19 protein-coding genes and 4 pseudogenes are annotated in these 16,655 nt (G+C 58.5%); 15 read left to right on the top strand and 8 right to left on the bottom strand.

The window, feature by feature from the left end:
• The first annotated feature begins 25 nt into the window (after window positions 1-25).
• From KX729_RS22250 to KX729_RS33580, 8 genes and pseudogenes are all read left to right on the top strand, one after another.
• Window positions 26-1,579: pseudogene (locus KX729_RS22250) on the top strand (ISL3 family transposase).
• Between the two features lie 46 nt (window positions 1,580-1,625).
• Window positions 1,626-1,739: pseudogene (locus KX729_RS34845) on the top strand (zincin-like metallopeptidase domain-containing protein); the annotation flags it as partial.
• Between the two features lie 160 nt (window positions 1,740-1,899).
• Complete coding sequence (locus KX729_RS22260) at window positions 1,900-2,754, top strand: type IV toxin-antitoxin system AbiEi family antitoxin domain-containing protein (RefSeq protein ID WP_219744697.1); 855 nt, start codon at window positions 1,900-1,902, stop codon at window positions 2,752-2,754.
• Entirely contained in the window at window positions 2,741-3,658 is a 918-nt protein-coding gene (locus KX729_RS22265; protein ID WP_219744698.1) for a nucleotidyl transferase AbiEii/AbiGii toxin family protein, read from the top strand. The genes KX729_RS22260 and KX729_RS22265 overlap by 14 nt, the downstream gene beginning before the upstream one ends.
• Window positions 3,659-4,356: 698 nt before the next feature.
• The gene (locus tag KX729_RS33565; RefSeq protein ID WP_246617763.1) at window positions 4,357-4,809 is read left to right on the top strand and encodes a relaxase/mobilization nuclease domain-containing protein; all 453 of its coding nucleotides are present in this window, start codon (window positions 4,357-4,359) and stop codon (window positions 4,807-4,809) included.
• Entirely contained in the window at window positions 4,806-5,012 is a 207-nt protein-coding gene (locus tag KX729_RS33570) for a hypothetical protein (RefSeq protein WP_246617764.1), read from the top strand. Before KX729_RS33565 ends, KX729_RS33570 begins: the two co-directional genes overlap by 4 nt.
• Before the next feature lie 11 nt (window positions 5,013-5,023).
• Window positions 5,024-5,858: pseudogene (locus KX729_RS33575) on the top strand (DUF3363 domain-containing protein).
• Complete coding sequence (locus tag KX729_RS33580) at window positions 5,792-6,037, top strand: DUF3363 domain-containing protein (protein ID WP_246617765.1); 246 nt, start codon at window positions 5,792-5,794, stop codon at window positions 6,035-6,037. The pseudogene KX729_RS33575 and the gene KX729_RS33580 overlap by 67 nt, the downstream one beginning before the upstream one ends.
• An 18-nt stretch (window positions 6,038-6,055) precedes the next feature.
• Here the strand turns inward: KX729_RS33580 and KX729_RS33585 are convergent, their stop codons facing one another.
• Complete coding sequence (locus tag KX729_RS33585; RefSeq protein WP_246617766.1) at window positions 6,056-6,307, bottom strand: helix-turn-helix domain-containing protein; 252 nt, start codon at window positions 6,305-6,307, stop codon at window positions 6,056-6,058.
• Window positions 6,308-6,467: 160 nt separating this feature from the next.
• Between KX729_RS33585 and KX729_RS22275 the strand changes: the two genes are divergently transcribed.
• The 3 genes from KX729_RS22275 (at window position 6,468) to KX729_RS22285 (ending at window position 9,286) form a co-directional block, all read left to right on the top strand.
• Complete coding sequence (locus KX729_RS22275) at window positions 6,468-7,121, top strand: hypothetical protein (protein ID WP_219744699.1); 654 nt, start codon at window positions 6,468-6,470, stop codon at window positions 7,119-7,121.
• 436 nt (window positions 7,122-7,557) lie between these two features.
• Complete coding sequence (locus KX729_RS22280) at window positions 7,558-8,652, top strand: nucleoid-associated protein (RefSeq protein WP_219744700.1); 1,095 nt, start codon at window positions 7,558-7,560, stop codon at window positions 8,650-8,652.
• A complete protein-coding gene (locus tag KX729_RS22285) occupies window positions 8,615-9,286 on the top strand; it encodes a hypothetical protein (RefSeq protein ID WP_219744914.1) in 672 nt (223 codons plus the stop codon). The genes KX729_RS22280 and KX729_RS22285 overlap by 38 nt, the downstream gene beginning before the upstream one ends.
• On the opposite strand, the pseudogene KX729_RS22290 reads toward KX729_RS22285, so the two are convergent.
• Window positions 9,209-9,589 (bottom strand): annotated as a pseudogene (locus KX729_RS22290) (LysR family transcriptional regulator); the annotation flags it as partial. The gene KX729_RS22285 and the pseudogene KX729_RS22290 overlap by 78 nt on opposite strands.
• A gap of 106 nt (window positions 9,590-9,695) precedes the next feature.
• Between KX729_RS22290 and KX729_RS22295 the strand changes: the two are divergent.
• The 3 genes from KX729_RS22295 to KX729_RS22305 all read left to right on the top strand — a co-directional run bounded on the left by KX729_RS22295 (window position 9,696) and on the right by KX729_RS22305 (window position 11,811).
• Complete coding sequence (locus KX729_RS22295; RefSeq protein WP_219744701.1) at window positions 9,696-10,562, top strand: SDR family oxidoreductase; 867 nt, start codon at window positions 9,696-9,698, stop codon at window positions 10,560-10,562.
• A gap of 39 nt (window positions 10,563-10,601) precedes the next feature.
• Window positions 10,602-11,075: an AtaL-like protein gene (locus KX729_RS22300; protein WP_219744702.1), complete on the top strand. Its 474-nt coding sequence runs from the start codon at window positions 10,602-10,604 to the stop codon at window positions 11,073-11,075.
• A 67-nt stretch (window positions 11,076-11,142) separates the two neighbouring features.
• Window positions 11,143-11,811 (top strand): NAD(P)-dependent oxidoreductase, encoded by a 669-nt coding sequence (locus KX729_RS22305; protein WP_219744703.1) that lies wholly within the window; start codon window positions 11,143-11,145, stop codon window positions 11,809-11,811.
• A gap of 19 nt (window positions 11,812-11,830) precedes the next feature.
• On the opposite strand, the gene KX729_RS22310 is transcribed toward KX729_RS22305, so the two are convergent.
• The 4 genes from KX729_RS22310 to KX729_RS22325 all read right to left on the bottom strand — a co-directional run bounded on the left by KX729_RS22310 (window position 11,831) and on the right by KX729_RS22325 (window position 14,180).
• A complete protein-coding gene (locus KX729_RS22310) occupies window positions 11,831-12,523 on the bottom strand; it encodes an SDR family NAD(P)-dependent oxidoreductase (protein WP_219744893.1) in 693 nt (230 codons plus the stop codon).
• A 1-nt stretch (window position 12,524) separates the two neighbouring features.
• The gene (locus KX729_RS34565; RefSeq protein ID WP_376776039.1) at window positions 12,525-12,764 is read right to left on the bottom strand and encodes a DUF2256 domain-containing protein; all 240 of its coding nucleotides are present in this window, start codon (window positions 12,762-12,764) and stop codon (window positions 12,525-12,527) included.
• A gap of 110 nt (window positions 12,765-12,874) precedes the next feature.
• Window positions 12,875-13,159 carry an ATP-binding protein gene (locus KX729_RS22320; protein WP_312991713.1) on the bottom strand — a complete coding sequence of 95 codons (285 nt, stop codon included), beginning with the start codon at window positions 13,157-13,159 and terminating at the stop codon, window positions 12,875-12,877.
• A 280-nt stretch (window positions 13,160-13,439) separates the two neighbouring features.
• A complete protein-coding gene (locus tag KX729_RS22325) occupies window positions 13,440-14,180 on the bottom strand; it encodes an SDR family NAD(P)-dependent oxidoreductase (protein WP_219744705.1) in 741 nt (246 codons plus the stop codon).
• A 183-nt stretch (window positions 14,181-14,363) separates the two neighbouring features.
• Between KX729_RS22325 and KX729_RS22330 the strand changes: the two genes are divergently transcribed.
• On the top strand, window positions 14,364-14,924 hold the full coding sequence (locus KX729_RS22330) for a TetR/AcrR family transcriptional regulator (protein WP_246617768.1): 561 nt from the start codon (window positions 14,364-14,366) through the stop codon (window positions 14,922-14,924).
• A 130-nt stretch (window positions 14,925-15,054) separates the two neighbouring features.
• Here KX729_RS22330 and KX729_RS22335 read toward each other — a convergent pair whose 3' ends face one another.
• Window positions 15,055-15,414 (bottom strand): hypothetical protein, encoded by a 360-nt coding sequence (locus KX729_RS22335; protein ID WP_219744707.1) that lies wholly within the window; start codon window positions 15,412-15,414, stop codon window positions 15,055-15,057.
• A 10-nt stretch (window positions 15,415-15,424) separates the two neighbouring features.
• Window positions 15,425-16,498 (bottom strand): hypothetical protein, encoded by a 1,074-nt coding sequence (locus KX729_RS22340; protein WP_219744708.1) that lies wholly within the window; start codon window positions 16,496-16,498, stop codon window positions 15,425-15,427.
• Between the last annotated feature and the right edge of the window lie 157 nt (window positions 16,499-16,655).

Here is a 16,655-nt window from a genome sequence, read left to right on the forward strand (position 1 = left end):
TGGTTTCCAATGGAGAATCAGTGCCATGCGAGCCCATTTTCGGCTTTCCGATCTGATCCCTGCCGAGTTGAACGTAAAGGCAGTGCACCACAGCGCAGATGTGATCGTCGTCGCCGCACATGGTCAGTCCCGAGATTGCAGGTGTCCCGAATGCGGTACGATCTCCCATCGTGTTCACAGCCGCTACCCTCGGATGATCGCCGATCTGCCTTGTGCAGGCCGGAGCATAGAACTGCATCTGACTGTCCGACGCTTCGTCTGTAGCGCCGTCCATTGCTGCCGAAAGATTTTCGCCGAGCGTTTCGGTGATGACATAGTTCGACCCATGGCCCGCAGGACAGCACGCCTGGACACCTTGGTGCACCATTTGGCTTTGGCATTGGGTGGTCGCCCGGCAGCACGGTTCGCAGATCGTCTCGGGTTTCCGGTTAGCAACGACACGCTGCTTCGAACCGTTCGTCGATATGATCGACCACCACCAACGCCGCCGAGCGTTATCGGCATCGATGACTGAGCGTGGCGTCGCAATCATCGATATGGCACGATCATCTGCGACCTTGAGCGGCGAAAGACGATCGCCCTACTGCCTGACCGAGAACCGGCGACGGCTAAGGCCTGGCTGGTCCAACAGCCGCAAATCGAAATCGTGGCAAGAGATCGCGGCGGCGGGTATGCGCAGGCCGCTGCACGAGCCCTGCCACACGCCGAACAGGTCGCCGACCGCTGGCATCTCATGGAAAAGGCTAGCCACGCCTTTCTTGACGCCGTTCGCAAGTCAATGCGGCAGGTGCGCGTGGCAGTCGGTACAGCAACCGTAAATCCCAAACTTCTGACTGCCGCCGAACGCTTGCAATATGACGGATATCTGCGGCGTGAAGAGACAAACTCTGTCATTCGTGGACTCGTAGGCGAAGGCGTGTCCATCAAGGAGATCGTGCGCAGAACCGGGCATAGCCGAAAGCTAGTTCGCGGCGTCGTCCGTGGTCAAAGGACCGATATCTTTCGCGTCCGGCAAACTTCGCTCGAACCACACCTCCCGTGGCTCCAAGCGCAATGGGATGCTGGATTACGAAACGGTGCTGAACTCTGGCGACAGCTTCGGTTGGCTGGTTTTGGCGGCGGTCTCCGCGTTGTCACGGAATGGGCAACACGACGAAGAAGGGCTGAAAAGGCCGAGAACGGGCTTGGCCACGCGCCGGCGGTACGCACCATCGTCCGCCTAATGACCCTTGAGCGTAACAATTTGACCAAGGCGCAAACGATGACGGTCGCCGCGATCGAAGAGCAACTACCTGACCTTGTCGAGGCAAGAGACGTCGTGGAGAGCTTCCACGATCTACTGCGGCGTAGGTCTAAAGATGATCTCGACAGGTGGATCGACCGTGCAGCAGCAAGTTTGGTTGCGTCATTCGCCAACGGCATCATCCGCGACAGAGCAGCGGTTCAGAATGCAATCAATTCAGTTTGGTCGAACGGCCAGACCGAGGGTCAGATCACCAAACTCAAACTCATCAAGCGCCAGATGTATGGGCGCGGGAAGCTCGATTTGCTTGAGGCGCGTATCGTCGGGGCCCCCTGATGTCATCGAGATTGCGTCAGACCCAATTTTGCACGCCGAAACACAGTTGAAGGAAGACAAGCGTGCAATCTTCAGCGCAGCGGCCCATGCGCAGCGCGCCGCCGATTTCCTGCACGGTCTGCAAAGCGTTGCGGACACGAAGGAAGGAGCCGCCGCGTGAGCGGCGGTTCCCTTTCTGTCGGTGGGGAAATTTTGCGCCCGCCAGGGGCGGGCGCTGGATATATGAGGTTTGACGATGATCGAATATGATCAACTCTGTTGAGTATTCTGCGATATTGTTAAACTTGATAATGGTTTGAGAATCGGGTAATATACTCAGCATGGCTGAGCCATCTGCATCACCGTTAAACCGACTGGAGAAAGACCTCCCCGAAGGGCTGGTCGTGGATGCCGCTTGGCTGGAAGATCACGGTATCGCCAGCAATCTGCGTGCTTACTACGTCAAGGCCGGTTGGCTGGAACAGCCGGTGCGCAGCGTCTATAAAAGGCCGCGTGGCACGCTGAGCTGGCAGCAAGTCGTCATATCGCTGCAGACCCTGCTCTTGCGAACGCCGCTCTATGTTGGCGGGCGCACCGCGCTGGAGCTTCAGGGTTTTGCCCATTACCTCTCGCACGAGACCAAGACCGTTCATCTCTATGGGCCGAATAAGCCGCCGACATGGTTGGACAAGCTGAACCTTCCGCAACGCTTTGTCTATCACAACAGCGCAACCCTGTTTCGCAACGATCCCATCATGCAAGATCTAGGTAGCCTTGGCTGGAACATTGGGGATGGATCGCCGCGCGATCTCAGCCGCTTCCAAGGCGGCAGTCTGACGTCACTTCCATGGGGACAATGGGACTGGCCCCTGACCCTTTCACAGCCCGAGCGCGCCTATCTCGAAATGCTCGACGAGCTGCCGCGCCATGAGAGTTTCCATCAGGCCGACATGATCATGCAAAGTGCCTCAAATTTCAGCCCGAGACGGCTGCAAAAGCTGCTGGTAGACTGTGACAGCGTCAAGGTGAAACGCCTGTTTTTCCTCTTTGCGGATCGTCACCGCCATGCGTGGCTCAAGCGTCTGGACAAGACGGCGATCGATCTGGGCAAGGGCAAACGCATGCTCGTCCCCGGAGGCAGGCTCGATCCGGTCTATCTGATAACCGCGCCGGAGGACCTTGATGCCGTTTCGTGACCAGTACCAGGCCCAGGTTCGGCTGCTCATGCGCCTTCTTCCCATCGTAGCGCGCGAAGCCTGTTTCGCGCTCAAGGGCGGAACGGCGATCAACCTCTTTGTGCGCAACATGCCGCGTCTCTCGGTCGATATCGATCTGATGTATCTGCCGATCCATGACAGGCCGGAGGCTTTGGCTGGGATCGATGCCGCGATGAAGCGCATCAAGGCCGCAGCATTGGCGGAGCTGCCTGGCTCGCGCATCACCGAAAACATTCACGATGGTGCAATCCTTCGCCTTCTCGTGATTGCGGAAAGCACACAGGTCAAGATCGAAGTCTCTCCCGTATTGCGCGGTGTGGTCCATGAGCCCTCCACCATTCCGGTCACCGAAGCAGTCGAAGAGGCGTTCGGCTTTGCGGAGACCAGCGTCGTATCCTTCGAAGACCTGTTTGCCGGCAAGCTTGTTGCAGCGCTGGACCGGCAGCATCCGCGTGACCTCTTCGATGTGCAAGGCTTGCTTGCCCATGAAGGTCTGAGCAGCGACCTCCGAGAAGCGTTCATAGTTTACCTACTCAGTCACAACCGCCCCATGGGTGAAGTGCTTTCGGGCCGCGTCAAGGACCTCGCAAACGAATACAGCAATGGCTTCGAAGGCATGACCGAGGAGACTGTCGCAATCGATGAACTGGTCCAAACCCAGCATGAAATGATCGAGGTGTTGGTCGGCGGAATGCCGGATCACCACCGGGATTTTCTGATCGGCTTCGAGCGCGGGCAACCGGACTGGTCCTTGCTGAAGATTGGCCACGTGGCGGAGCTTCCCGCCATCCGTTGGCGCCAACGCAATCTCGGCAAACTCAACCCGGACCAACGTTCAGCCCTGGTCGAATTGCTACGATCTTCCCTTGAACGGAGTGCCTAGAAATACCCGTTCCCTCGGCTTTGATGACGGGGATGCAGCGACATCGGAGCGGCGGCGGGGGCACATTTAGGCTGAGCGCTGACCTTCAGGCTTATCCAGGAGGGGAGGGACAACCGGGGTGGGAAGTGAGGCAAGATAAAGCGAACCGGGGGTTCGCGCTCGCTTTACTCGTAAGCTGTTGTCTGCACATTATTATCCGTGCCTGAAAACGGGGAAGCATCGCAATCAGCGATGTGCGACGAATTTCAGATCCGACTGATATCCTCTTTGGTATTGGAGGTTAGCGGGCATCTGCCGCGAGGTGCGCTACGCCGATCTACGCGGGTCCAAGTCTTTTTGCGCCCGCCTGCGATGACAGCAATTTCCTGCTTGCCAGGCCGACGATGGGCGTCATATCTGCCGATATGGCCGACCGTGAAGACAACAATTTCCGCATCAGACTAGGCCGACCGAAAAGCCGAGGTGGTGCCGCCAACCTACACTCGAAGCCATTCATCACGCAGGTGAATATCGCCGTGCGTAAGGCAGGCGGAAACCCGAACAGGATTGGCAGGGAGTTGAGGCAGGGGAGCGGGCGGTTCAATTCCCGAGGCCGTAGTGCGAAACTGGTGCCGTCCTTTCCAAAAGACGGTGGCGGATGGACTCGCGATGGCAGCGGCACCCGGTTCCGTTCACGGCGTGTCGTCGTCAAGGCACGGGTGGTCAAACTTGCCCCGCAGCGGGGGCAGTCGCGTGGCTCGAAATTCCGCTCGACTTCGGCAAAAGCGGTCGATGCGCACCTGCGCTATCTGGAACGCGATGGCGTGACGAAGGATGGCGAGAAGGGCAGGGTGTATTCCGCCATCGAGGACGAAGCCGACGGCAAGGCGTTCGTGGAGCGGGGACGCGACGACCGGCATCAGTTCCGGTTCATCGTCGCCCCCGAAGATGCAGCCGACATGGCGGACATGCGTTCCTTCACCCGTGACCTCATGAGGCAGATGGAAAGCGATCTCGGTACGAAGCTGGATTGGGTAGCCGTCGATCACCACAATACCGGTCATCCCCACACCCATGTCATCGTCCGTGGGTGCTTGAGGATGGCCGCATCCTCAACATTGCCGGCGACTATATCGCCCATGGGGTCCGCCACCGGGCACAAGAGCTGGTGACGCTGGAACTGGGCCAGGAGAGCGAGTTGGAGGTCGCGGCGAAACTGCGCCATGAGGTGGAGGCCGAACGTTTGACCCGTCTCGACAGGATGTTGATGGCGGAAAGCCAGGAACACGGTGTCATCGACCTCCGTCCCGATGCCTCCGACAGCTACACCGTCCGGTCCAACCGATCGCTGCTGATTGACGGGCGAAGCGCCTGAAGCGATATGGCTTGGCCGATGAGATCGAAACTGGACGATGGGCAATCTGCAACAACGCGGAACAGACGCTACGAGCCCTTGGTGAGCGCGGCGATATAATCAAGACCATGCACCGGGCGCTGGAGGATCACGGTCTTGCCGATGAGCGTGGTGCCCGCGATTACATCACCCACGGTAAAAGCATCACCGAGCCAATTGTCGGGCGGGTTCTTGCCAAGGGACTGGCAGGCGACGAGATGAGCGACCGTCTGCATCTGGTCATCGACGGCGTGGACGGACATACCCATTATGTCGAGACGGGAGATATCGGCCGGCTCGACGATCTCCATCGCGGCCATCATCTCCCTCGACCCGGTCCCGCCGAAGACCGAACCCAGGGCATCGGACATCAACATCCGCGACATGGCCGCCAACAACGACGGTATCTACCGCCCGGGCGAACATCTGGAGCAGGCAAGGGCAAAGATCGAGAAGCTCGGCGGTGATCCCGACGCCTTCATCCGCTCCCATGTCCGTTGTCTGGAAGCACTCCGCCGTGCCGGTCATGTCGAGCGGATCGATGCCGATCACTGGAAGGTCCCCGGTGATCTCCCCGAACGCGGCATGGCCTATGACGCCAGAGACCAGGCCAAGGACTTTACCGTTTGCACGTTGTCTACCCTCGACCTCAACAGACAGGTCGGCAGCGACGGCGCGACATGGCTGGACCGGGAGCTTGTAGCGCCCAAGGATCTGCTGCAGCGACTGGAGCGAACCGAGATCGACCGCGTGGCCGGCAGATGGCGGCGGAGCGGGGTCTGTCCTACGCACCGAGCCAGGCGGCGGAATATGTCAGCGGATCACTGAATGGCAGCGTCACTCTCGCCAGCGGGCGATTTGCCATGCTTGATGATGGCATTGGCTTCCAGCTTGTGCCGTGGCAACCGGCGCTCGACCAAGGGATCGGTCAACACATCAGCGGAGTGGTGAGAGACGGCGGTGGGGTTGATTGGAGTTTCGCGAGGAAGCGGGGGTTGGGTCTATAGTTCAGCTCGGCTGTCCTGCTACTCGTTTGATGGCTTCGCGAAACGAACTCCGGCACCGCCGCCATTTTCCGGGATAAACTCGATCCCTGCATTTTCCAGCGCTGACTGAAGGGCTTTAAGATTTGCGGCGGTAATCGTTGGTGCCGTGTCTTCCGCTTCAGCGCGACGAACAGTGGAGATTCCGACCACTGCGGCTTGGGCAAGGTCTTGTGCTGTCCACCGGATCAATCCCCGCGCGGCCCGTATTTGAGCCCCTGTTATCGGTTTCATCTTGTCCGTTTCAGTTTGAATGTTTCTGGTTCATATGGTATTTATTGGTTCAGTGTTGTTTGGCTGCCAGTTCTGCCACGGCCAAGACACTGCGGCTGTACGAGGTGCTCGTAACACCCAGCACAGCCTGACCATAACCAAGTTATAGGGAACTCGGATCATGGCTGATTCCGACAATAGCAGAACTTTGCCTATCGTCACGCGGCGGAGATTGCTTTCCACGTCGGCGGCGTGGCTAGCGGCGCAGGTTGGGGATGACAATGCGGCGCTTCATCCCGCATACGACCCGCCTGACGGTGGCGATCAAACGCTGATGTTGTGGCGGGAGTGGAGCGCGGCCCATGAGCAGGTCGAGAAGTTCTGCCGAAGGCAGCAGCGACTGGAAACTGCTCTGATCGCGGCTGTCGGGTTCCCCCAAGTTGATCTTGCCGTGCCCGACCAGGAATGCGTGGTCGCGGCTTTCTCAGTGAAGGAGATCGACCACCGATTTGGCGATGCGCCGGAATACCGCGATGCAAAGATGCGTGCGAAAGCGGTTTTTGCAGAGCGGCAAGCCGCCTGGGACTCGCTTGACGAGGGGCTCGGATACAGTCGCGCCAAGCAGGCGGAAGAAGAAGCGTTTGCGATGCGGGCGGAACGATTGGAAGTCCTATTTATGCACCCGGCTCACTCGGTTGCCGGTGCAGCGGCAAAACTCCATGCCTTGGTTACTATGGCAGAGGAAGACGGCTCACGCCACGAATTCCCGTGGCCGCAAATCCGGGCTGTGATGGCTGACCTGATCAGTCTGGGGAATGGACCTTCGGGTATTTGATTGGGTTCAGGCTTCCGGTCACGCCGCAAAGGAACGCTTTGCGCCTTGATCTCGGACGACTAGCACGGTTGTGTTTCCGCCAGAAAGCTCATCTGCTGCGCCTTGAGTGAAGCGCCAGAACTGGGCTTGTTGTCCGATGCGGCGGGAACTACAAAACCATCGCTATTCGACTGAGGGGATCAAGCCATTCGCATCTGCCGGGCGAGGAGCCATCTTATCAATCTTCCTGGGTAATGGCCGCGAGTCTATCGCCGCCCCGCTGACCGCCATGTCCGTTATAACCTCGATAGTGCTTTAGGCTGCTGCCGGACAATTCAGCCGCCGATTGGTTTCCCGGCCAACCCATGCGGGGGGTTTCGAAAACCTAACGGATATCCAAGGTAGTGAAACACACGAACGAAGCACGTGTATACAAAGCATTGCCGCGTCTTTTACTTTGAGTGGCGGATATTTACGGGAGGACGTTCTTGAGTTTTTTAATGATGCCAAATTCGAAAGCATCGCGATCAAGAAGATGATCGTGCATGTGGTAGGTGGAAAGCAAGACTTCGCTCCACAGCCCGCGCTTCCAGTTGACGAGGACCCGCATATTGCCTTCTTCCTTGCACGCATCGTCGACGCTGCGGTAAGCCCAGTTCACAAATTCGATGATAAATCTGCGATCAGCGCCCTTTTGAAAGAGATGGCAACAGGCGATAGAACGTTCGAAGAGGGCGGAAAAGAACTTGCGCGTCGCTTCAAGTTGGACCACGTGGGATCGAGCAGTGGCGGTGCCTTTTTCGTTTTCCAGCTTGGCACGAACGATCCAAAGACGTCCTTCTATAGTCTTATCAAATACGACTACCGTGAGGCCGTCGAACTGTACGCAAAAGACGGCAAGAATGCCTTCCGGCAGATCGTGCAGGCTTTCATCAAGGAAAAGCGCGCGATCCAGAAATCCTGCCTCATCCGCGTGAGGGATGGTGTCGTCGATGGTGAGGTATCGGCGTTCGATAGAACGGGCGAAGCCCCAGATCTTACTGACTACTTCCAGAAATTCTTGGAAGTCCGACGTGATCGCGATAGTAAGGAGCTGAGCGATAGGTTGAGTGCCGTTCTCCGCGACACCCTACGCGACTGCAAGAAGCATCTGCCGGGGAATGACGCGAAGCTGGCGCTGAACGTCACCAAGGAATCGCTGAGTGGCCGCGATACGGTAGATGACGAAGCGATCAGGGAAGCAATCTTCGTTGCCGCGGGTCGGCCCGCTGAAGATATTAGGGCAGAGATCGACAAGTCGCTCGAACGGCACCTCAAGAGCCAGAAGTTGACAGGCGTGTCTTTCAAGCCGGATCCTAGAACGCTTAGACGCGCGCCGCGTATCAAGGTCAGGACTGCTGAAGACGTCCTAATCGAATATGCAGGCGAGCAGGAAGACCGTGCGGTCACGCGGACAAAGGACGAGCGAGGCGGATGGGTTATCACGTTCAAAACATCAGAAGCTCTAGTCGAAGATGATTTCGCCGGAAAAGGGGCTGGCCGAGGCGCTTGACGCTTGGGCGCTCGAAGGCCGGGCGCTGATCACGGAGCACGCGGGTGACATCGTTGTGGGTAAGCTCTCCGCTGCCGACGCACTTGAGCTCGTCCGCAGTCTGGAGGCTCTCGGCTGGAACCACTCCATCGAAGACGGATCGCCAGCCATCGTCACAAAGGATCAGCTTGACGCCGAATACGAACCCTTCCGCATTACAGCCGAGAAGCCCGCCGTTCCGAAGGGACGTGATCACATCCTCACAAACGTAGGCCTGAAAGACTGGTTGGGACGTCCTCCCGCTCATTCCATCGTTGAAGCCAGCCGTCTCCAAGTCGGCTTTGGAACGCTTTCCGTCAAATTCGTTACCCGGGAACTTCCTGGTAGCTTCGAGCCGGAAGTGCTCTCCTCCGACCCGCGCGCAGTCGTTAAGGATAGTGGTCAGGTTCGTGTTGTGCCAGCCGACGTTTCTCCGTGGATTACAGGAAGAGCACAATACCTAGATCCAAACAGCGGACAACGCTTAAAAGCAGAGTGGAGTTTTACTCCAGAAGAGTATAGCTTTCTGCGAGACCTTATCCGTGGTGATTTCAAGCCTCACGTCCGGATACTTCAACGCAAATCCTGCCGCAATCTTGCCCATGGCCGTCTGTGACAGAAGGAGTGGCGCGCTGATCCGTAACCTGCCGCGCGGTTTTTCTGAGCGGGATGCGATGCTGGCCGCGGTTTCGTCGAGTTCCATAAGGAGAACGACCGTTCGCTCGTGAAGGGCGCGCCCTTCCTCGGTGAGTTTCAGATTGCGCGCGCCGCGCTCGAACAGCCGGATTTCAAGTGCAGCCTCCAATTCCATGACGCGTCGCGACAGGGTCGCCTTCGGTCTCCCCGTGGCGCGTGCGGCTTTGCCGAAGCCGCCATGGCGGGCAACGAGATTGAAATCGGCGAGTGCGATCAGGTCCATATTCGTTCCACTATTGAGACGGTCTGTCTAAATTGATGGTCTATTGGACCGCCAATGAACCAATCATGTTCGGGGTGTCAAGCAAACACATCAGGAGATACCCCCAATGACCATTCTTGTTACCGGCGCCACAGGCAATATCGGCGTCCAGGTTGTTCAGAACCTCGTCGACCGCGGCGCTGATGTTCGTGCCTTCGTTCGCGATCCTGCGAAAGTCGCTTTCCCAGCCGGCGTTGATGTCGTCAAAGGTGACTTTCTCGACGTCGATTCCCTTCGCGCCGCCTTTGACGGTGTGTCGACCCTCTTCGTGCTGAATGCCGTCGCGCCCGACGAGTTCACCCAGGCGCTGATCGCCCTCAATGTTGCCCGCGCTGCTGGCATCGAGAGGATCGTCTATCTGTCGGTCATCCATCCCGACGTCTACGTGAATGTTCCGCACTTCGCTGGCAAGTTTGGCGTCGAGCGGATGATCGAGCAAATGGGGCTGGCGGCGACCATCCTGCGCCCTGCCTACTTCATTCAGAACGACCTGATGATCAAGGACGCAATCACGGGCTACGGTGTCTATCCGATGCCGGTCGGCGACAAGGGCCTCGCCATGATCGACGTGCGCGACATTGCCGAAATCGCCGCCCTTGAGCTGCTGCGCCGCGACCAGGCCGATGGGCCGCCTCCCCTGGACCGCATTAACCTGGTCGGCCCCGACACTTTAAAGGGAAGCGATATCGCCGCCATCTGGTCGGAAGCCCTTTCCCGCCCGATCCACTATGCCGGCGGCGATATGTCGGCCTTCGAACAGAACCTCAGGCAGTTCATGCCGCCATGGATGGCATACGACATGCGCATGATGGGCGAGCGTTTCCTGACAGACGGGATGCTTCCTGAAGCCGGCGACGCCGAGCGGCTGACGGCAATGCTCGGGCGGCCGCTGCGCTCTTACCGCAACTTTATATCGGAAGTCGCCGCCGCGTAAGGCGAGGAAGTCTCTCAAATTCAGAAAAGGACCAGTATCATGATTTACTCGACTGCAACCGTTCCGGTGAATCCGGAAGGCGAAACCAGGCTGACCCGCGACCAGGTCTGGAAGGGCCTGGAGCTCAAGGCGCGAGACGCCCGCCTGTTTCTCCCGCCCGGCCTCTGCACCCGCTGCGACGTGGTGGAGGAAAGCGCCACCCATTTCGTGCGCGAAGCCACAATTGCCGGATCCGACCTTCGCGAGATCATCACGCTGGAAGTCCAGAGCAAGGTCACCTTTTTCCAGGCGACCGGTCCCCGCGAGGGCGCCATTGTCAACGAGCTGTTCGAAGACGAAGCCGGCGAGCTGCAGCTGAAATTCTATTGCTACATCGGCCTTCGCGGCAAACAGTCAAATGGCCCTGAAGAACAAGCGGAGAAAGCTCAGTTCGACAGCGACAAGGGCTACAAGGCCGCCTTGCTGTCCACCTTGAAGCGCACCCGCGAGCTGGTTGTCGAAGGCCGGCTCTGATCATCATCAAAAATCAACTGCGACAGGGCGGCCTCTGAAAGGCGCCTATCCTGAAGAGGACAAAACCATGACAACCTCCGTCACTGAAACAAACCCGACTGTTGCACCAAAGATCTTGATCCTGGGCGCCACCGGGCCGACCGGCCGCCATCTCGTCAGCCAGGCCGTGAGCCGAGGCCATGATGTCACCGTTCTGGTGCGTTCACCGGAAAAGACCGCCGATCTCAAGGGCGCAAAGCTCGTCGTCGGCGATGCCCGCGATGAGAAAGCCCTGATCCAGGCTCTCAAGGGCCGCGACGCGGTCATCAGCGCAATCGGAACGCCTGCCAGCCCGTTCAGTGAAGTCACTCTTTTGTCCAATGCAACGCGCTCCCTCGTTACCGCGATGAAGGCGGAAAAGGTTACGCGCCTGATCGCCATAACCGGGCTTGGTGCCGGCGACAGCGCCGGGCATGGCGGCTTCGTGTTCGACAAGCTGATTTTTCCGCTGCTTCTGCGAAAGGTCTATGCCGACAAGAACCGGCAGGAAGCGATCATCAGGGACAGCGACCTCGACTGGACCATCGTCCGTCCGTCGGTCCTGAACAACAAGCCCGGGCGCGACACGATCCGCGCGCTGACGGATCTCTCCCATTTCCATGGTGGGACGATATCGCGGCAGGACGTTGCAAAATTCGTACTCGACCAAGTGGGCAACGATACCTGGCAGCATCGATCGCCGCTGATTTCGTGGTGACGTGTTTTGACCTAGGCTTCTACCATTCGATTGACGAACCGTCATACGCGACAAAACTTCCGGTCTGCGCATTGGAGAGTGCATCGAGCGTTTCCATCATCCGCGACGCAGCATCTTCCGGTCGCATTCGTTCGCGACCACGCGAAAATGGTTCGGATAGACCGGTTTCGACTGTTCCAGGGTGGATGCCAACAAGGACGGCGTTGGGATGCGTGCGCTTGAACTCGATGGAAGCAGTGCGGATGATCTGGTTCAGTGCTGCCTTCGACGAGCGATAGGAGATCCACCCTCCGAGACGGTTGTCACCGATCGATCCAACCCTTGCAGAGAGGAACGCAGAAATTGTCCGCTCCTCTCGATGAAGAAGCGGCAGGAAGTGCTTCATCAGCAGCGCAGGCCCGATGGCATTCAATCGGAATTGTGCCGCCATGACGTCGGGATCGAGTTGGCGGATCGTTTTCTCAGGCCCGACGCCGTCGATTGTCAGAGCACCTGTTGCGCAGACGAGCAGATGGAATTTTTTGCCCCGAAGCTTCTCCGCAAAAGCCGTTACGGATGCTTCTTCGGTTATATCCAGTCCGTCGTCTCTGCGTGACAGCGCGGTCAGATCGCCGCAACGCGGATCATTGCGCAAGATCCGCTTCATCGCCGAACCGATCCCGCCGCTCGCGCCGATCAACAGGGCGACGTATCCCTGGGGAAGTGAAGACATTTCAGTCATTGGCGGATCCCGGCGCCTGTTTCAAAACAGCTTTTCTGGCGCAGCATGTGGCGGTCGGTTCATCAAGGTGGAGGCACGCCTCATTTAATTGCTGGCTTTGCGTTGCGACATCGCTCCGAACAGATTTTACCTCGTCCCAGTTTTTCGCCCACTTCCGTCGCCATGTGAAGGGCAGGCCGCAAGCAGCGCAAGGCTTTGTCGGTAAATCCGCTTTCTTGATATGTTTTGGCATGAGAGTTCCTCGGCCGACCGCTATCGACGTCCACTGGCAGGTCTACCAGACATCCGGCTGCCTGCCAGCGTAGATCATGTCGATGGCGGAAGCGCGCGTGGCAAGGAAACCTAACACCGCGGCCCGCTGGTCGCGGCTTTCGAATGGCGGATCGATCCGCCATAGAGCTGGGCGAGTTCGCCTGCAATTGACAATCCGAAACCGTCACCCGGAACGGTCTCGTCCAGGCGCTTTCCCGGGAGGAAGGCGTCCGAGATCGTCGCCGGTGCGATGCTAGGTCCGTCGTCTTCGACGACAATCGCAACCGTGCTGCCTTCAATCCTCGCCGAGATGGCGATCACGCCGGTAGCCCAATTGGACGCATTGTCGATCAGATTGCCGAGGATCTCACTCACGTCTTCTTCTGCGCAGGCGACAGAGATTTCCGGATCCACGCATCGACCACGCCCTTTTTACGATGTTAAGAAATGCAGCACCCCAAGCGCTCATCGATGATCTTCAGGCCACAGGTCCGGAGCGGACGCACGGTCATTCATCTCCGCATCGTTGATCACCAGGATCTGTTCCCATCAGCCGCGCAATCGCGTGAATTGAGAACGGCAATGTGGCGGTCGTCGAGTTGCCGAAGGTCAGGATCCTGCACAGATCCTGACCTTCTGGAATACATTTTCGAATTTACGCCAGCATGCCGCCATCGACGTTGACGATGGTTCCGTTGATCTGGCGGGCGGCGGGACTTGCGAGGAACGCAACGGTCGCCGCGATGTCCGCGGGTGTGCCATACCGGCCCAACGGGATGAGGTTGCGCTGGAATTCGGAATATTCGCCGTCCGCCGGGTTCATTTCGGTATCGGTCGAACCAGGCTGGATCAGGTTGGCGGTGATGTCGCGCGGTCCAAGTTCATGCGCCAGGCCGCGAGTGAAAGACTGCAGCGCGGATTTGGTCATGAAGTAAACCGTGCCTGTTGCCCCGACGATCCGGTCCGCCCCGGCGGAGCCGATCGTGATGACGCGGCTTCCGGCGCTAAGATGTGCAAGAGCCGCCTGCGTCGCGAGGATCGGGCCGCGCACATTCACCGCGAGAAGCGCGTCGATGTCGCCGACGTTGATGTTGGCGATTGTGTCATAGCGTGCGATTGCGGCATTGTTGACGAGAATGTCGAGGCCGCCCAATGCTTTTACGGCTTCATCCACCGACCGCTTGATTGCGCCAGGATCGGCGCTATCAGCCTGAATCGCGACGCCGCGTCGGCCATGCGCCTCGATGGAATTCACCACCGCTTCGGCGCGATCGGCAGAATTTTGAAATGTCAGCGCGACGTCGGCGCCGTTTTCCGCAAGCGCAATCGCAATCGCCGCCCCAATCCCACGTGAACCGCCAGTTACGAGCGCTTTCTTGCCGTTCAGATCAATCATGAAAACTCCATTTATGTAGTGATCGATGCAGAATAGCTATGAACGTTGAAAACGTAAGTCAATGGGTTTATGTAATGATCGATGCAAAAAGAGCGAAAAAGTACATTGGCAAAAACTGCCTCGACAGGTTCCGGACGTGGCCGGCCCCGCGCGTTCGACCGTGACGCGGCCTTGGCTCGTGCCATGCGGTTGTTTTGGATAAAGGGTTACGAGGCGACTTCGATCTCGGACCTGACCGAGGTGATGGGTGTGGGGACAACCAGCCTCTACGCGGCATTCGGCTCGAAGGACGAGCTCTATGCGGAAGCACTGCGGCACTACGCAGCCAATTACGAGCATTTGGTCTGGGGACGTTTCCGCGAGGCGACCACGGTGCGGGAAGCGGTGAAGGCCTATCTGCACGACTCGGCGGCCGCCATGACCGGTTCGGACTGCGATCTGCCTCATGGGTGCATGGCGACGCTCGGGACGGTCGGGAGCGATGGTCACACCAAACTCGCCGGATTTATGCGATCCACGCGAGCGGTGGCTTTCGACGTGATCGTGTCACGTCTGGCAAGGGCCGTCGAAGAAGGAGAACTCCCGCCGGCTTTCGGTATCGCCAAGGTCGGCAGGTTTATCCAGACCGTTCAAAGCGGGATGGCGATCCGAGCTCGTGACGGAGCGGAAAGAGCCGAACTTCAAGGCGTTGCCGAAATTGCCATGGCCGGCTGGGACGGGTTTGTCGCATCGGCAGAGGGCTGAACCTGCCCTTCGGCTCTTTGGCGTGGCGTCGACAATTCTTTTTGGTGCCGCAATGTCCTGCGGCGACATTTTGAACAGGAATCGATGCCGGCACGCCTGCACCTGCCTTTTGGCGGAAATCCGGCATCCGTCATGAGGCGAGCGAGCGATCTGTCCTTACGCAAAACCGGATGCGCGCAATGAAGTCATCGACATCAAAGTAGGTGCTCTCGGAAATCTCGGAGTTGGATACTTGAACCCGTTTGTGCACGAACACCTCGTAGTTGATGATCGGGACAGGCACGTTTATCCGGACCTCCCCGATCAGTGGGGTGCCGGTCACGATGGCGCTATAGCGGTGAAGCGGCATTGCCCAGGCAAACTCTGTCCGGTCGCAAGCCGATGTGACCGCGAAACCGTCCTCGGCGAGCGTTTCTGCCAGCCTCGCTGAAATATGGGAATTGGGCACGTAGAGAAGGATGTGCAATCGGTCAGCTGCCTGATGGCTCATAAACCCCTCCTTAGTCGCTTCGACTGGCCGGCGCAGCAGCCCCCACAAGCCTGGACGAATGGCAGTCAGGCAGAGTGTCCGTCTTGCACTTAACGAACCGGGAACCTGCTCTACCATCCAACCAGAGTTGGTTCAGCGGATTTCCCTGCATCGATGCCATCATGGCGTCGGCCTGGTCGAAATATTGCCGGATCCAGGGAACAGGGCCGATACCGAAGCGACGTTTGGAGCCCCAGCGTTCGCCTGCCTCGACCAGAGTGTCCCAGGGGCGCGGCTTTCCATGAAACACGATGATCTTCGCATCTCGCGGCCGCCTGACGGCCGGCAGAAGCAGGTTGAGCGGAAAATACCGGGTGCAGCTTCTCTTGAAGCTCACACAAAACCCGGCAGGCCAGTAGCTCCTGTCTGTCACCACCTGTGTCAGATAGGTCTGGTCATTCTTCATGGTGGCGGATATTTCGGCCGCGTCGGCCAGAAAGTTTCCGTAGATGTTTCCGACCGTTTCGGGGCAAAAGCCGAAGACCGACGATTGCGCGCCGCGATCGGGCCTCAAAATCTGCGGCAAGACTTTCCAAAGGTCGGGATTCCATTCTCGCTGGATCACGAGGTGGCGGCGCTGGCGCACCAGCTTGATCAGTGGCGCAAGCGACTGCTGGACCATCACGTCGAGATCAAGGAACAACACCACGTCCTCGAAGGGAAAGAGATGCGGCGCAAATACGCCGAGCTTTGCCCAGCATCCGCGCCGCCAGTCGGCTTCCGGCAAACCGCATGGCGGGATCGGGCGTACCTTTATACCGGCGGCCAGATCTCGGCCATTATCGGTCAGGCACACGAAATCGAACGCTTCCTCCATGTTGCGTAAGACGCCGGCATAAAGGGCATTGACGTGTCGGGCAGTGAACTGGCTGCCCCATTTCATGTAGACGATCGTAACCATGTCGCGGCTCCGTTGGAACTTCGACAAGACGCCTACAAGTCCTTCGGACAGGATGGTGTTGATACTCGTTACGCCGCATTGCGTTTGGTTGCGTTTGATGTCGGCCCGCTTGCCGCAACATTTCGTAAAAAGACGAAACAGCACGGGCTGTTGGCCTCGCTAGATTGGATCTCAAGGCGCCGGGTGTTGCCTTCGCCCAGCCATCACAGAGGGTCCATCATGGCTTTGTCTTCCAAACTTTTTTCCATGCTGAGGTTCACGGCCGTTGGGGTCGCCAGAGCGAGCGCAATCGCTTTTTGCC

Origin of the sequence: Neorhizobium populisoli (assembly GCF_019430945.1) — a bacterium.
In the GTDB taxonomy this organism is placed as follows: Bacteria; Pseudomonadota; Alphaproteobacteria; order Rhizobiales; family Rhizobiaceae; genus Neorhizobium; species Neorhizobium populisoli.

What these genes read in the sequence shown, in the direction of transcription:
- KX729_RS33580 (WP_246617765.1), top strand. Translation starts at nt 5,792, where the DNA reads ATGGCGGCGGAGCGGGGTCTGTCCTACGCACCGAGCCAGGCGGCGGAA.
- KX729_RS22295 (WP_219744701.1), top strand. Translation starts at nt 9,696, where the DNA reads ATGACCATTCTTGTTACCGGCGCCACAGGCAATATCGGCGTCCAGGTT.
- KX729_RS22305 (WP_219744703.1), top strand. Translation starts at nt 11,143, where the DNA reads ATGACAACCTCCGTCACTGAAACAAACCCGACTGTTGCACCAAAGATC.
- KX729_RS33585 (WP_246617766.1), bottom strand. Translation starts at nt 6,307, where the DNA reads ATGAAACCGATAACAGGGGCTCAAATACGGGCCGCGCGGGGATTGATC.
- KX729_RS22310 (WP_219744893.1), bottom strand. Translation starts at nt 12,523, where the DNA reads ATGTCTTCACTTCCCCAGGGATACGTCGCCCTGTTGATCGGCGCGAGC.
- KX729_RS34565 (WP_376776039.1), bottom strand. Translation starts at nt 12,764, where the DNA reads ATGCCAAAACATATCAAGAAAGCGGATTTACCGACAAAGCCTTGCGCT.
- KX729_RS22300 (WP_219744702.1), top strand. Translation starts at nt 10,602, where the DNA reads ATGATTTACTCGACTGCAACCGTTCCGGTGAATCCGGAAGGCGAAACC.
- KX729_RS22265 (WP_219744698.1), top strand. Translation starts at nt 2,741, where the DNA reads ATGCCGTTTCGTGACCAGTACCAGGCCCAGGTTCGGCTGCTCATGCGC.
- KX729_RS22275 (WP_219744699.1), top strand. Translation starts at nt 6,468, where the DNA reads ATGGCTGATTCCGACAATAGCAGAACTTTGCCTATCGTCACGCGGCGG.
- KX729_RS22325 (WP_219744705.1), bottom strand. Translation starts at nt 14,180, where the DNA reads ATGATTGATCTGAACGGCAAGAAAGCGCTCGTAACTGGCGGTTCACGT.
- KX729_RS22285 (WP_219744914.1), top strand. Translation starts at nt 8,615, where the DNA reads ATGATTTCGCCGGAAAAGGGGCTGGCCGAGGCGCTTGACGCTTGGGCG.
- KX729_RS22330 (WP_246617768.1), top strand. Translation starts at nt 14,364, where the DNA reads ATGCGGTTGTTTTGGATAAAGGGTTACGAGGCGACTTCGATCTCGGAC.
- KX729_RS22335 (WP_219744707.1), bottom strand. Translation starts at nt 15,414, where the DNA reads ATGAGCCATCAGGCAGCTGACCGATTGCACATCCTTCTCTACGTGCCC.
- KX729_RS22260 (WP_219744697.1), top strand. Translation starts at nt 1,900, where the DNA reads ATGGCTGAGCCATCTGCATCACCGTTAAACCGACTGGAGAAAGACCTC.